Annotated in this window: 13 protein-coding genes and 1 tRNA gene; 3 read left to right on the top strand and 11 right to left on the bottom strand. The window is 44.4% G+C overall.

Annotation, left to right across the window (positions count from 1 at the left end; all coding sequences use genetic code 11):
- Nucleotides 1-8: 8 nt before the first annotated feature.
- The 4 genes from CJD36_RS00410 to CJD36_RS00395 form a co-directional block, all read right to left on the bottom strand.
- On the bottom strand, nt 9-1,445 hold the full coding sequence (locus CJD36_RS00410) for a TolC family protein (protein ID WP_105037139.1): 1,437 nt from the start codon (nt 1,443-1,445) through the stop codon (nt 9-11).
- On the bottom strand, nt 1,438-4,677 hold the full coding sequence (locus CJD36_RS00405) for an efflux RND transporter permease subunit (RefSeq protein WP_105037138.1): 3,240 nt from the start codon (nt 4,675-4,677) through the stop codon (nt 1,438-1,440). Before CJD36_RS00405 ends, CJD36_RS00410 begins: the two co-directional genes overlap by 8 nt.
- A gap of 22 nt (nt 4,678-4,699) precedes the next feature.
- Nucleotides 4,700-5,779, bottom strand: a complete 1,080-nt coding sequence (locus CJD36_RS00400; protein ID WP_105037137.1) for an efflux RND transporter periplasmic adaptor subunit — start codon at nt 5,777-5,779, stop codon at nt 4,700-4,702.
- A gap of 226 nt (nt 5,780-6,005) precedes the next feature.
- Complete coding sequence (locus CJD36_RS00395) at nt 6,006-6,296, bottom strand: hypothetical protein (protein WP_105037136.1); 291 nt, start codon at nt 6,294-6,296, stop codon at nt 6,006-6,008.
- A gap of 330 nt (nt 6,297-6,626) precedes the next feature.
- Here CJD36_RS00395 and CJD36_RS00390 point away from each other — a divergent pair, with 330 nt between their 5' ends.
- Both CJD36_RS00390 and CJD36_RS00385 read left to right on the top strand, forming a co-directional pair.
- The gene (locus tag CJD36_RS00390; protein ID WP_161499158.1) at nt 6,627-7,535 is read left to right on the top strand and encodes a hypothetical protein; all 909 of its coding nucleotides are present in this window, start codon (nt 6,627-6,629) and stop codon (nt 7,533-7,535) included.
- Nucleotides 7,536-7,667: 132 nt separating this feature from the next.
- Nucleotides 7,668-7,741: transfer RNA gene (locus CJD36_RS00385), tRNA-Arg, on the top strand.
- A 128-nt stretch (nt 7,742-7,869) separates the two neighbouring features.
- On the opposite strand, the gene CJD36_RS00380 is transcribed toward CJD36_RS00385, so the two are convergent.
- Nucleotides 7,870-9,237 (bottom strand): NHL domain-containing protein, encoded by a 1,368-nt coding sequence (locus tag CJD36_RS00380; protein WP_161499157.1) that lies wholly within the window; start codon nt 9,235-9,237, stop codon nt 7,870-7,872.
- 236 nt (nt 9,238-9,473) lie between these two features.
- Nucleotides 9,474-9,905, bottom strand: coding sequence for a VOC family protein (locus tag CJD36_RS00375; RefSeq protein ID WP_105037133.1), 432 nt, complete (start codon nt 9,903-9,905; stop codon nt 9,474-9,476).
- A 197-nt stretch (nt 9,906-10,102) separates the two neighbouring features.
- Here CJD36_RS00375 and CJD36_RS00370 point away from each other — a divergent pair, with 197 nt between their 5' ends.
- Nucleotides 10,103-11,683 (top strand): NHL domain-containing protein, encoded by a 1,581-nt coding sequence (locus CJD36_RS00370; RefSeq protein ID WP_105037132.1) that lies wholly within the window; start codon nt 10,103-10,105, stop codon nt 11,681-11,683.
- Nucleotides 11,684-11,873: 190 nt separating this feature from the next.
- On the opposite strand, the gene CJD36_RS00365 is transcribed toward CJD36_RS00370, so the two are convergent.
- The 5 genes from CJD36_RS00365 to CJD36_RS23580 form a co-directional block, all read right to left on the bottom strand.
- Nucleotides 11,874-12,305, bottom strand: a complete 432-nt coding sequence (locus tag CJD36_RS00365; RefSeq protein WP_105037131.1) for a DUF1801 domain-containing protein — start codon at nt 12,303-12,305, stop codon at nt 11,874-11,876.
- A gap of 27 nt (nt 12,306-12,332) precedes the next feature.
- Entirely contained in the window at nt 12,333-12,890 is a 558-nt protein-coding gene (locus CJD36_RS00360) for a dihydrofolate reductase family protein (protein ID WP_105037130.1), read from the bottom strand.
- 143 nt (nt 12,891-13,033) lie between these two features.
- Nucleotides 13,034-13,609, bottom strand: a complete 576-nt coding sequence (locus CJD36_RS00355; RefSeq protein WP_105037129.1) for a dihydrofolate reductase family protein — start codon at nt 13,607-13,609, stop codon at nt 13,034-13,036.
- 102 nt (nt 13,610-13,711) lie between these two features.
- A complete protein-coding gene (locus CJD36_RS00350) occupies nt 13,712-14,236 on the bottom strand; it encodes a VOC family protein (protein WP_240609259.1) in 525 nt (174 codons plus the stop codon).
- Between the two features lie 90 nt (nt 14,237-14,326).
- On the bottom strand, nt 14,327-14,707 hold the full coding sequence (locus CJD36_RS23580; RefSeq protein ID WP_105038013.1) for a VOC family protein: 381 nt from the start codon (nt 14,705-14,707) through the stop codon (nt 14,327-14,329).
- Nucleotides 14,708-14,739 lie beyond the last annotated feature (32 nt).

Genomic DNA, 14,739 nt, shown 5'->3' with positions numbered 1-14,739 from the left:
GACTCTTTCTACTTCCATCCACCACCCAACGCCTGGTAGATATTCACCACCGCATTGAGTTGCTGTTTCTGTGTTTCGATCAGCTCGAATTTTGACTCCAGTGCATCGCGTTGAGTAAGCAATACCTCCATATAATCTGCTCGTGCAGACCTGAAGAGCTCGTTAGAAATATCTACAGACTGCGATAACGCCTGTACCTGCTTCGATTTCAGTTCAAAACTCTTTTCCAGGTTGCCGATCTTAGATTGCTGGTTAACCACTTCGGTATATGCCTTTAATACCGTACGCTCATAGTTGTACACCGCCTGTATCTGCTTAGCATTGGCATTAAGGTACATGGCCTTAATAGCGTTCCTGTTTACCAATGGCGCTACCAACTCACCTGCCAATGAATAGAGCATTGATTCCGGCGTTTTCACAACGTACGCAGGATTGAACGCCTGATAGCCTACCGAAGCCGAAATACCCAATGATGGATAGAAGGCAGCCTTTGCCACCTGCACATCCAGCTTACTGGCTTTCAACTCCAATTCTGCCTGCTTTACATCTGGTCGGTTCTCCAACAATTGCGATGGTATACCGCTCGACACAACCTTGGGAACCAAGGCGCTGAATGATTGGTCATTTCTGAGTATAGGTTGCGGATAGCGCCCAAGCAAGAAGTTGATCCTGTTCTCTGTCTCGGTGATGTTCTGCTGTATATTGTACTGAAGGCTCTGCGTATTAAGTACCTGCGCCTCAAACCTACGAACAGCCAACTCTGTAACACGTGCAGCTTCCTTCTGTAGTTTTACAATTCTCAGCGCATTATTTTGCAGCTCTATATTCTGTTTCACTATTTCCAACTGATTATCCAGCGCCAGTAATTCATAATAAGAATTGGCTACCTCTGCAACCAGGTTAGTGATCACAAAATTTCTCCCCTCCACAGATGCCAGATACCGGTTAACTGCAGCCTTCTTTGCGTTATGCAACTTATGCCACACATCCACCTCCCATGTGGCGGTTGCCGCTATGAGGTAGTCAGGCAACGGATCGGGTGTTTCCTTGCCGGGCTTTATCTCATTATTGGCTTCAAGGGCGCCTATATTGGTATACCGTGCCACTTTATCAACACCTGCCCCACCCTTGATGCCTACAAATGGCAGATATTCTCCCTTTCGCGCCCTAACCTCATTGCGCGCTATCTGTATCTCCTGCAGTGTTATATTCAGCTCCTGGTTGTTCGTAAGCGCTGTATCTATAAGGGCATTCAAATAGGGATCAGTGAAGAAGTCTCTCCAAACCACCTTAGCAGTATTGGTTGTATCCTTCGTACTATTAACGTATCCTGCGGGCACCGTTCTATTTACATTCCGTTCTGCCAGCGTTGGCAACTTACAGCCAGCATACACCAACGACAGGCAGGCTATGCCAAGGCTTTTATATATTCTTTGTCTAAGCATGATCGTCAGTTTTTTCGGTTAATGAATCGTCCTCGTTTGATTTAAAGAAGAACTTACGCTTCTTCTTCTTAGTGTGTGTAAAATCCTCGCTCAACGGCACATGATCCTCATCGCGTATGAGCTTACGGCCTTTTGCCAGATTGCCAAATACATAGTATAGCCCCGGTATAATGATCACCCCGAACAGCGTACCGAGCAACATACCTCCTGCCGATGAAGCCCCTATGGTGCGGTTACCTATTGCACCCGGACCTGTTGCAAACATCAGTGGGATCAAACCCGCAATAAAAGCGAAAGAGGTCATCAATATGGGACGGAAGCGAACAACAGCACCTTCTATAGCCGCCTCCAGTATGGTTGCACCCTGCTGGTGTTTCTGTACCGCGAACTCTACTATCAGCACTGCATTTTTACCCAACAGACCAACCAACATAACCAATCCCACCTGTGCATAAATGTCATTAGATAATCCCATGAGTTTGAGCAACAGAAATGCACCAAACACACCTACAGGCAAGGAGAGAATAACCACCAGTGGCAAGATAAAACTCTCATACTGCGCCGCTAGTACCAGATACACAAATGCAAGTACGATCAGGAAGATGTACAATGCTTCGTTCCCTCTACCTACCTCATCTTTAGAAAGGCCCAACCAGTCTATACCATAACCACGCGGCAATGTTTTTTCAGCTACCTCCTGTATGGCTTTAATTGCTTCACCGCTGCTATAACCAATAGCGGGCGCACCATTGATGGCCGATGACGTGTACATATTGTACCTCGTTATTTCATTGAGCCCCTGTGTCTTCTTTATTTTCATAAAGGCAGAATAAGGCACCATTTCATCCTTGTTGTTCTTAATGTAGAGTTTCAGTACGTCTTCGGGTAGTTGCCTGTATTCCGGCGATGCCTGCACATATACTTTGTAGAACATACCAAACCTGATGAACCCCTGCTCATAGGTACTACCAATAAGTATGGACAAATTGTTCATGGCCTTGCCAATAGATACACCCTTCTGCATGGCCGCATTGTTATCTATCTCCAGTTCATACTGCGGATAATTGGCAGCAAAGAAGGTGAACAGCCCCGTCAGCTCTTTGCACTTCTTCAGTGCCGCCATAAACTCATCGTTCACCTTACCGAAAGATTTGTAGTCACCGGTATTGGTCTTATCTAACAGGCGCAGCGAGAAGCCTCCTGCAGCTCCATACCCCGGCACTGCCGGTGGCTCGAAGAATTCAATAGTAGCACCCGGAATAGCCTTGGCCTTTTCTTCCAGTTCCTCAATGATCTCTTTGGCAGAATGTTTCCTGTCCGACCAGCCTTTGAGATTGATCAAACAGGTGCCCGCATTAGATCCTCTACCCTCTGTCAACACCTCATAGCCTGCCAACGCCGATACCGATTGTACACCTTCTACATGCGATGCTATCTGTTGCAGGTGCTTGGCTATATCATTGGTTCTTTCCAGTGTTGAGCCTGGAGGGGTTTGGATAATAGCATATACCATTCCCTGGTCCTCATTAGGTATAAAACCAGTTGGCAGCGTAGCAGACATTACCCAAATGCCTCCGCAGAAGGCCAGCAACAAACCAAATGTCACCACTCTGCGATTGACGATCAACCTGAGCAAACTTGCATACCTCCCGGTAACCCGCTCAAACCAATTACTAAATCCATCGGTAAGCCTGTTGATCGGTGTTTTTCTTTTAGGTTGCCCATGGGTATTCTTCAATATCATAGCACACAACACTGGTGTAAGCGTCAATGCCACAACACCCGAGATAACAATAGATGCCGCCATGGTTATAGAGAACTGCCTGTAGAATATCCCTACAGGGCCCGACATAAATGCAACCGGTACAAACACTGCAGTCATCAACAAGGTAATGGCGATGATGGCGCCACTGATCTCTCGCAGTACTTTCTTTACTGCCTTAAAAGGAGATAGATTTTCCTCCGCCATTTTGGTATGCACCGCCTCCACAACGACAATGGCATTATCTACTACAATACCAATGGCCAATACCAATGCAAACAAGGTAATGAGGTTGATGGTCAGCCCCATCATTTGCATAAAGATAAATGCACCAATAAGAGATACTGGCACAGCCAACGTAGGTATCAGTGTAGAACGCCAGTCTCCCAAAAACAGGAACACTACAATAGCCACGAGAATAAATGCCTCAGCAAGTGTATGGATAACTTTTTCTATAGAGGCATCGAGGAAGGTAGATACATCATAGCTTATCTGGTAGTCCATGCCGGGAGGGAACGAACTGGCCTTGATCTCATCCAACTTAGCCTTTACTTCTTTAATTACATCGCTGGCATTACTACCATAGGTCTGCTTCAGCGTAATAGCGGCAGATGGGTGGCCATCCATGTTAGAATAGATATCATAAAACTCGCTACCCAACTCCACATCTGCCACATCCTTCAGGCGAAGGATCTCGCCATTAGGATTGGAGCGAAGGATAACTTCTTTATATTGCTCAGGGGTGTTGAATCGCCCCTTGTAAGTAAGCACATACTCCAATGCCTGAGATCGTTTACCAGTCGCCTGCCCAATTCTTCCCGGCGAGCCTATTATACTTTGTTGCGCAAGCGCCTCCATTACCTCGTCGGTAGATACATTGTAAGCCCTCATTCTATCAGGCTTTAGCCATACACGCATAGCAAACTGACGACTACCCAATATTTTTGCACTACCCACACCTTTCAACCTGCTCAGTTCGGGTACAATATTTACCCCTGCAAAGTTGTAAAGGAATTTTTCATCAGCATGCGGGTCTTTGCTGTACAAGTTCACATACATCAGCATGTTGGGCGAGGTGTAGCTTACTACAAGTCCTTCGCGCTGCACCAACTCAGGCAGCAGGTTAGTGACCTGTTCTATTCGTGTCTTCACGTTCACCATTGCCTGGTTAGGGTCCGTGCCCAGGTCGAACACTACCTGTATAGTAGCCTCACCGGCACTGGTGGCATCCGATGTCATGTACTTCATGCCCGGTGTACCATTAATAGCTTTCTCCATCTGTATAAGCACGGAGTTCACCAGTACATCGGCACTGGCACCGGGGTAAGCGATATTTACAACCACCATTGGCGGAGCAATAGATGGGTATTGTGATACAGGGAGGGTTTTGATAGCAAGCACACCCATGAATATGATCACAAGCGACAACACTATAGCCAGAACCGGCCTCTGAATGAATTTATTAAACATGTTATAGTTTTTAAAAATTAAATTATTCGGATGGCAGTTTCAATTGAGACATAACAAGTCTGGGGTTCTGATAATCGAAGCTGATCTTGTCATTATTCTTCACCTTCCTTATTCCTTCCAGCAGTATCTTATCCGTCTCTGCTATACCCGCGCTAACTGCATACAGGTCTTCCATATCAGCGCCGATCGTTATCTCTCTTGACTTTACCCTGTTGTCCTTGTCCACCACATATACATACTTCTTATCCAGCACTTCAAATGTTGCCTTCTGCGGTATGATCATAGCATTCTTCAGTGGCACTAACATTCTTATGTTGCCTGTCTCCCCATGGCTCAACAAGCCCTTAGGATTAGGAAATGTTGCCCTGAATGGCAGGTTACCGGTTTCGTTATTGAAATCAGCTTCAATAGTTCCAACCACACCAGGATACTCAAACACTTCATTATTGGCCATTACTAGGCTTACCTTGGTAGTGTCCTTCCGAGGATCGGTCTTGTAATCGAGATATTCCGCTTCAGGCACATTGAAGTATACCCACATCTTGCTGTTGTCCGACAGTGTGGTGAGCAGATCCCCTTCACCAACAAGGCTACCCTGCCTTACCATAAAGCGATCTATGATTCCATCGAAGGGCGCCCTTATCTCTGTAAATTGCAGATGCACCTGACTCAGCGATATATCCGCCTTTGCCTTATCCAGCTTTGCCTTTGCCATGGCCAGCTCATTTGGTGCTACCACATTATCGTCGGCGAGCTTTTTGGTATTCTGATATTCTATCTCGGCAAACCTTGCCTCAGCCTGCGCCTTCTGCAATTCTGCTTCATACAACTTGGGCATTATCTGGAATAACAGCTGGCCTTTCTTTACAAACTGCCCTTCATCCACAAATATCTTTTGCAGGTAACCGCGCTCCTGCGCTCTTAATTCTATATGGCTTATAGAGCGTATCTGGCATACATATTCTTTGACCAATGTTGTGTCCATTTTCAGCGGACTGGTCACCAACAGTTTCGCTTCAATTTCCTTTTCTTTCTTTTCCGTTGTGCAACTGGCGTGGCACAGCAAGGCCCACAGGCCTGCAAGCATGAGTAGTCTATTCATAAGTTATGATGATTGCTAATTGAGAATTGTGTTAATTAAATTCTACTGATCCCGATTGAACGGATTAATTGACATGGCTTTTTTTGCCCCGCAGCATAATTAAATATGCGGTTTGAAGTGTCCCAAACAGACCACATCACATGGAAGTAGCTAGCCGACGCAATGCAGTAAGATCAGAGAGAAGTAAAATAAGCCCGGAAGAACTCCTGAGCTCAATAAAAAGGGATCAGATCCTGATCACCCGATTGCGTATAAACAATCTGCAGGATGAGGCTATAGCCAGATGTTGGCTAAAAGGATAGCAACGTTTAGCACGGCCAACACTATGTGCATTAGAAATAATAGAATAACAGAAAATACCGGCGCCTTTACCTGCCAGGCTGTACTTCTTTGAGACTACCGACTTATCATCATCGTCTTCATCCTCATCGTCATTGTCTTCAATTATTGCCTTTTCCTTCTTTATTGTCCGCTGAGAAATATTTACAGCAGTAATGTCAGCATTGTCTACTGTCACAGGGGACTGGGTATGTAACGTCTTGAAGTTATGCAAGGATAAGCTCGTATTTACCTCTTGTTGCACATGTGCAAACACTTGGCTGTTCCCCCAAAAAAGAAGAATAAATAACGACAGTAAGCCTCTTGAAATTAAGTCCATCAGATCGGCACCAAAATTATAGAAACCTCGTTACCGCAGTCTTATAAGAACGTTAAAAATGGTTCGATGTCGAATTAATACTTACAGACTGAAAAGTAACACCGTGTACTATCATCAATCTATTTCCTTTCAATTTATGGTAACTTTAACCGCAAAATGTTTAAGTTTGTTGGTATGTACACTAGTGCTATGTTGAAAAAACTACTCATCTTTTCTGCTGTCCTATTTACGCTGCTATCTGGCAGACAGGCCTTTGCGCAGGGCGGAGGGATCACTCCCCGTGATCTGGAGAAACTGCAGATTATGGAAGACTCTATGCTGGTAACGGCAGATTCCATGTACGAGGCATTTATCCCCGAAACCCACGTGGCTTACAGCGAGCGCTTCATCAGGCAGTTGCTCAAGACGCTGAAGATTCCTAATTCTTACCAATACCCTTTCGACAAACTGAAAGACAAGATCAGCATCATTGGTCCCGATGATCATTCTTTCCGCATCTTCAACTGGGGCGTAGATATGTCTGCCATATTCAGGCGATACTATGGCGCCATACAGATGCCTTCTGAAATCCTAAAACTATACGGACTTAGCGACTACAGCGAACAACTGGGTAAGGGTGCCGAAGACAGCATATTGACCGGTGGCAAATGGTTTGGTGCTCTTTACTACCGCATTATGACCAATGATCTTGGCAACGGCCGCAGAGTATACACACTATTTGGCTTTTCTTCGGCCAACGCACTCAGCAATAAGAAGGTAATGGATCCGCTTACCTTCGACGGAAATTCTATAGTATTTGGTGCACCAATATTTGGTGTTGGCTCTAAAAACTTCCCGGGTCAGCGCATCAACCGCTTTGTAATGGAATACAAAAAGGGTGTAACTGTGGGCCTTAACTGGAACGATGAAAAGCAAATGGTAGTATTCGACGACCTCACTTCGCAGGTAAATGATCCTAACCGCAAATACACCTACGTTCCCAGCGGTCAATACAATGCATTTATGTGGTTAAACGACATGTGGACACTCAGAATGAACATAATGCCGATACAAGAACTTCAGGACGGACAAGCCCCAACCGAAGACGACAAAAAATAATCAAAATAATTCCCTACATTTGCACTCCTTTTAAAGGTGATCCGGTTATGGTAACGGCATCGGAAACAACCTACCAAAAAGCAATACGCTCATTGGACACAAAAAGGAAAGATTATCTAAACAAAGTGGTCCGGCCCGGTAGCTCAGCTGGATAGAGCACCAGCCTTCTAAGCTGGGGGTCATTGGTTCGAATCCAATCCGGGTCACTTTAATAAAGCCCTTCGCATTTGCGAGGGGCTTTATCTTTTCAGAACGACACCTCAGGCTGGATAGAACGCAAGCTTTACCTTGTTAGCGATCCGGCTTTTATTTTTCGAACAATGTTTCAGTACTGCTAAAGTTTTACAAATCTATGTACCAAGTTCCCATTAACGCCTGTCAAATTAACAAAATATAAACCTGCAGGCATCATATCAATATTCAATTCAGTAGCGTTTTGGATAATACTGCCAGAAAACAACTCGCCACCCATAATATTTGTCACACTATACGAGCTGAATAGCGATTGGTCAACCTTTATATGCAATATGTCGCTTGCAGGATTGGGATAGATCTGCAGGGTATATGCATCGTCCTGGACAGTGGAAACCGATGTACTGGCGCCCGGAACATACATGAATCTGCGGATGGAGGATGGAACCATGTATCCACCGACATTGATACCAAATTGAGAAAAGTAGACATAACAACTGCCTTGTTTTTTAGTCTCGACATCGTCAACGAATACACGATAAGCGCCTACATAAGCGGTAAGAGGAGGCACGCAGTCGGCTTTTGCTGTATCCTGTCCGGCAATGAGTCTTATTTTTCCGGTTATTGCATCAATTCTGTGAATACCCAGACAGGCGTCAGACGTAAAAATGTTGCCTGCCATATCTAAACTGCAGCCATATAGCTGGCAATATTGCGCTGCAGTTGCAGGAATATCATCAAGGTTACTCGTACCTCCACCGGCAACAGTAGTTATAATTCCCGTTGTTACGGTCACCTTTCTCACCCTTTCACTATACATATCTACAATATACAAATTTCCAGCGCTATCGATGGCAACACTATTAATCGCCCCACTCAGGCTAGCGTTTGTTGCCGGGCCGCCATCCCCTGAAACACCTGACGTGCCATTTCCTGCAACTGTTGTAATTAATCCTGTAGATAGATCAATTTTCCTGACGCGGAAATCAGTACTACCAGTATACAAATTCCCGGATCTATCCAAATAAACACAAAATGGTTGCAAGCTTGCTGTAGTTGCAGGTACATTATCTGCAGTGCTGGCACCTCCACCGGCGATAGTAGTAATGATTCCAGTTGCACCGTCAACTTTTCTTATTCTATGATTTGAGTTATCAGCTATGTATATATTGCCCGCGGTATCAACAGCTACATCATTCGGATTGGCAAGACCCGCTGCTGTCGCCGGGCCACCATCGCCTGAAACTGAACCTCCCCAATATCCTGCAATACGATAAACAAGGTTTGTAGCCGCATCTACTTTATACACCTTTGCATAATTGTAATCAGCGTAATATATATTCCCGTGCTTGTCTTTGCATATCCCACCACCTCCGCCAAGATACTCAGTTTTTGCAGGCACTCCATTAGAGAACGATGTGCCGCCACCTGCGAATGTACAAAGGTTGCCTGCCTGTGCCAAGCTAACTGCCGGTAACAGAATAAACAAGATAAATTGTACTGCTTTCATAGGATCTGATTTACTATAAAGATAAGGACAATATACAATAAGCATGTATTATGTAATTAAATCCGTGTGGTACATAGGGTTCACATTTTACAAAATAACAAAAGGTTTGTCCAGCAATTGTTGCAAGCTTTTTATATTTTTGGTTTAAACATACGGGTGCTGGCTTTCCAAATCCATCACCATGACAAAAGCCGCTCTCTGAGCGGCTTTTGTCATTTACAATTTCAATACTTTCATCAGGCTTTCGCAGGATCAAAATCTACCATCCATTCAATGCCATACTTATCTCTGAACATACCAAAATGTATGCCGCCAAAACCTTCTGCCATTGGCACTTCTACTGTTCCACCTGCCGACAGGCCATTAAATAATTTATCTGCCTCTTCCTTGCTTTCTGCACTTATCGCAATTTTACTTCTGTTCTCATTCTCATTTACTTTTCCCATAAATTCCGGAACATCATTTCCCATCAATGCATTGCTTTTACCTATAGGCAATGCAATGTGCATGATCTTATCGTGCTCTTTTTCAGGTATGGGATATTCATCGCTTGCAATGTCTTTGAAACGAATAATTTTTGCAAACTCTCCACCAAATACCGATTTGTAAAACGTAAATGCTTCTTCGGCATTGCCGTTGAAATTAATGTGTGGATTGATGAGTGCCATTAGCTTTGTTTTTTGTTATCCAAATGTACCCTTTAACCACAAAATAAATAAGGTATGAAAGCGTCAAAAAAGGTGTTATTCGCACCATTCCTTTGCGCTCGGAATTTCTCCCTAAAATTGAGTAACGTGAACCGTTCGTACACACATTGTTATGCTACGAGAAGTATTATTTATCTTTATAAACTCAACACAACCACATGAAAAAACTCTTACTCATTCTCATTTCTTTGCCCTTCGCTGCCGGCGCACAAATCATTACCACTATTGCGGGCGGCGGAACAATTACAGGCCTTGGCGATGGTGGCCTCGCTACTATAGCCCGGGTTCCCGATCCGCAATGCCTGGCTTTTGACAGAGCGGGTAATTTGTATATCAGCGATATTTTGGAAAACAGGGTGCGGAAGGTAGATGCAACTGGTGTTATTACTACCATTGCAGGCCCTGGCACCGTAGGAATTATTGGCGACGGCGGACCGGCAACAAGTGCCTATTTGCATACCCCTCTGGGAATGGTGTGTGATACTTTTGACAACTTGTATTTTGCTGACTGGTCTAATTACAGAGTAAGAAAAGTAAACACTGCTACAGGTGTGATCACAACTTATGCAGGAAATGGCACCAATATTTTTGCAGGGTCAGGTGATGGTGGCCAGGCTACGGCGGCGCAGTTCAACAGTCCGGTGGACGTTAAATTTGACAGGAAGGGCAATTTATATATTGCAGATAACAGTGCTCACGCAGTTCGCAGGGTGAGCCCATCAGGTGTTATCACAACGATTGCGGGCATGGGTGGCCTTCCCGGATTTAGCGGAGATGGTGGACCGGCAACTGCCGCCAAATTAAAAGACCCACGATACCTTGCTTTTGACGATTTAGGAAATCTGTACATTGGGGAACAATTGGGCCGACGGATAAGAAGGGTTGATACTTCAGGCATAATACAGACCATCGCCGGCACAGGACTTAGTGGGTATAATGGCGACAGCATTTCGGCAACTAGCGCCAATATTTCTCCAACAGGGCTTATTGTTTTTAATAATGAAATATACCTCTCTACTTCAGACTATCGAATCAGAAAGATCAATCTTGGAAACGACAGCATTTATACAATAGCGGGCACAGGTGTGTTGGGATACAATGGAGATGGTATAGCTGCCACTACTGCACAATTTAATAATCCTGCTGGTTTGGCGGAGCGTGACTGCGGCAACATTTATATTGCGGATGCAAGCAACGCACGTGTACGCCAGATCACTTCACCGCCTGTATTGTTAACCCCGGCTGTTACACTTTCAGGAATTACCGGTTATGTAGCGGGTAGCACTGTGACCGTTACTGCTACCGTATCAAATGCTGGTATCAATTATACTATCCACTGGATGAACGATGGTACAGAGTTCGCAGTTACTACAGTGCCGACAGTTACCTATATCAAGACCGCAGGAACAGACACGATCACTGCCAGGGTTGTTCCCATGTCCACCTACAGTTGTTATGACAGTACTACCTCGGCAGGACATGTGGTATATGTGCAAACAGGTATAGATTGCTTCGCGACAAACCAGGTGTTTGATATTTACCCCAACCCGGCATACAATGTGCTAAATATAACAGGCACTGATATCAAATCAGTCGCTATCTACAACTTTTTGGGACAAGTGATGCATACTTATGGGCAAGCCAGATCACCAATGCAAATTGATGTCTCAGACCTGCCCAAGGGCGTTTATTTTATAAAGGTCAACGGGTTGGAGGTCAGAAGATTTGTGAAGCAATAAGCAGCCAACCGACGTTGTTTATGCAGCTCAGTTGAAAAACTACCGCGCTGCTGCAATCTGCTGTTGGGCAGAAAACAAGACTATACTGCAAACAAATAAAGGGTTGCGCTCTTGTAGGTTAACGAATAGAGCATCAACCGGCTATCAAGTCTATCTTCAGGATAAGCCGGGCTTTACATTCCTCCTACTATCAACCCCCACTCGGCAGTTCGCCTCCATACTTTATCGCCGCCTCAAGCACATCAATATTTATATCTTTCAGCTTTTTGAACTTGATGCAGTAGCCCGTTATAGTCGCTTTCCCCAGCTTTTCGCGATAGGTGTCGGTCAGATATTTTTTATCGGCTATGCCTAGTATATAGACAGAGATGCCGGTAGTGTTGGCACTCAACCCAATCCGAAAAAAGTCCCTGGTTGAACCATCCGCATATTTTATGGTGTAAGATCCATAGCCTACGTTGGGGTTGCTCACTGTTTTCCCTTCACTGTTTACACCCGTCTCATACCATAGCTTACACCCCGGCAACACATGCAGTATGCGGTCATGCAACACCTGCATCTCACCCCGCTTAGGTTCGGGCTGACTGGCTATATATCCGTCTATTTGTTTTTGCACGTTCATTTAAATATCGCTTTCGATTGTGATTAGTTAACCCTTCACATACTTCAATGCCACACTCCCCGATTTAAAAAGTTTTGTTTCAACAAGTTTCAAGTGCAGACTTTCCATCAGGTTAATGCCCCCCATCAACCTTCTTCCCTCTCCCGCAATTATAGGGTGAACAACAAAATGATATTCATCAACCAGTCCACGCTCAATTAGTTGCGATGGAATATCCACACCCCCAACCGAAATAGGTTTTCCTTCCTCCTGTTTTAACCTGTCAATTTCGTCACATGGATCCGTGCTAACAATTCTCGTATGTGCGTCCTCGACATTCGCTAACGTGCGGGAGAAAACCACTTTATCTATAGCATCAAATACCTTGGCAAAATCATTTAACTCCTTCGTTGGCCCTGATTGATCCCTTGCCATATCGGGCCAGAAAGGCACCATCAACTCATAGGTCTTACGCCCATAAGCCAGTATACCTGCGCCGCTCAAAAGCTCCGTAAAGTAATCATGAACCTCTCCATCCGGGTTACCCTTTGTATGGTCGCAGTTGCCATCCAAAGTAATGTTGATGGCGAATATTACTTTTCTCATGTTTAGTTTAGTTTTTATAAATGTAAACTCGGCGAATTAAGACTACTTTTTCACAGCCCTGAAAGGGCGATATAATTGTACCTACTTCTTAACTAACTAAAGCCTGGTTAATTTGTCCCGGCATAGATTAATTAAATCTCTGTTCAACTATTTAGATCAATCGTCAGATACTCCAGAACAACAACACCACTCTCAAAAACCTGCGAGTGCTTCAGCTTGAATTTCTTCAATTTCAGGTCATCATCAAAAAGCCTTAACCCACCACCAATAGAAACAGGAAAGATCATCAACCTCAGTTCATCAACCAGATCATTTTGTAGCAGAGATTTGACAAGGGTGGCACTACCATAAACAAGAATATCACCGCCACTCGTTGTCTTCAGCTCCGCAACCTCATTGACTACATCTTTTAGTATAATACTATTGTTCCAATCTGCCTTTTCAAGACTGGCAGAAACTACATACTTCGGCAACTGGTTCATTTGGTCGCCAAAAGCACTACCGGCTTGCCCGGGCCAGTATCCCGCAAACAGATCGTAAGTTTTCCTTCCCAGCAATAAAGCCCCTACCGACCCTAGTTCATCTACCTTATATTTACCGGTATCGGGTGCACCATATTCATGTTGCCATCCACCATTCGGATGTACCGTCTCATTACCACCGGGAGCTTCCACAACACCGTCCAAGGTCATGAATTCAGTAACAATGATCTTTCGCATATTTTGTTTTTTGTAAAACTAGCGAAGATCAGCTACCCGGTCGGGTGAAGAACACGACATTGATTAGGGTAAATGCGTCTGGGATCAATTAATACAGTTAGCCTACTTCGTCGTCTCCATACCCATCTGCACACCCATCTTCTCATACTCTATATCATTCGGCTCCCACAGCTCTATCTTGTTGCCTTCTATATCCATTATGTGCACAAACTTGCCATAGCTGGCAGTTTCAAAAGTATCGGTTATTGTCACCCCTTCGGTCTGCAACTGCGCCACCAGCGCAGTAAGATCCGCTACTCTGTAGTTGATCATAAACTCTTTGGTAGATGGCGCAAAATATTTGGTCGTTTCCTTAAATGGGCTCCACTGGGTGAATCCCTTCTTAGTGGCGTCTGCGGCCTGCTTCCATTCAAATACACTACCATAGTTATTGGTACTCAGGCCCAGGTGGACCTTATACCATTCTCTCATTTTGCCGGGGTCCTTGCACTTAAAGAAGATGCCACCAATTCCGGTCGCTCTCTTCATCTTGTCACCTGCCGCTTTGCTCACCAGCAAATGATTGAAAGCAAAACCCAATCCAAACGAAATAACAATGGCTAATGCTGTAAGTATGATCTTTTTCATCTTTAAATTGTTTTATCTGCACCTAAAAATAGCCGATTATTTCCGGCAACAAAAAACCGCTCTTTTGAGCGGCTTCTGTTATTAAATTTCTTATTCACCTGCCGGTTCCCACAACTGTATCTTGTTTCCCTCATTGTCCAGTATGTGTACAAACTTCCCATAGTCGTAAGACTCTATACTATCGCAGATCGTTACGTTTTCCTTTTTCAACTCTTCAACCAGAGCTTCAAGATTTTCTACCCTGTAGTTGATCATAAAGTCTTTAGTAGAAGGTTCAAAATACTTTGTTGTTTCTTTAAAAGGATTCCACTGTGTCGTTCCTTTTAAAGTCGCATCATCGGTATGTAACCATTCAAAGCTGGTGCCATACGGAGTTACATCAAACCCAAGATGTGTCTTATACCATTCATTGGTTGCAACGGGGTCTTTGCTTTTAAAAAATATCCCCCCTATTCCTGTTACCTTTTTCATTTCTGTGGTTTTTATATCTATGTAATTATTTG

Origin of the sequence: Flavipsychrobacter stenotrophus (genome assembly GCF_002954265.1) — a bacterium.
GTDB classification, from domain to species: Bacteria; Bacteroidota; Bacteroidia; order Chitinophagales; family Chitinophagaceae; genus Flavipsychrobacter; species Flavipsychrobacter stenotrophus.
Note: the sequence above shows the minus strand (reverse complement) of the source record. Positions and strands in the feature narration are given on the sequence as shown.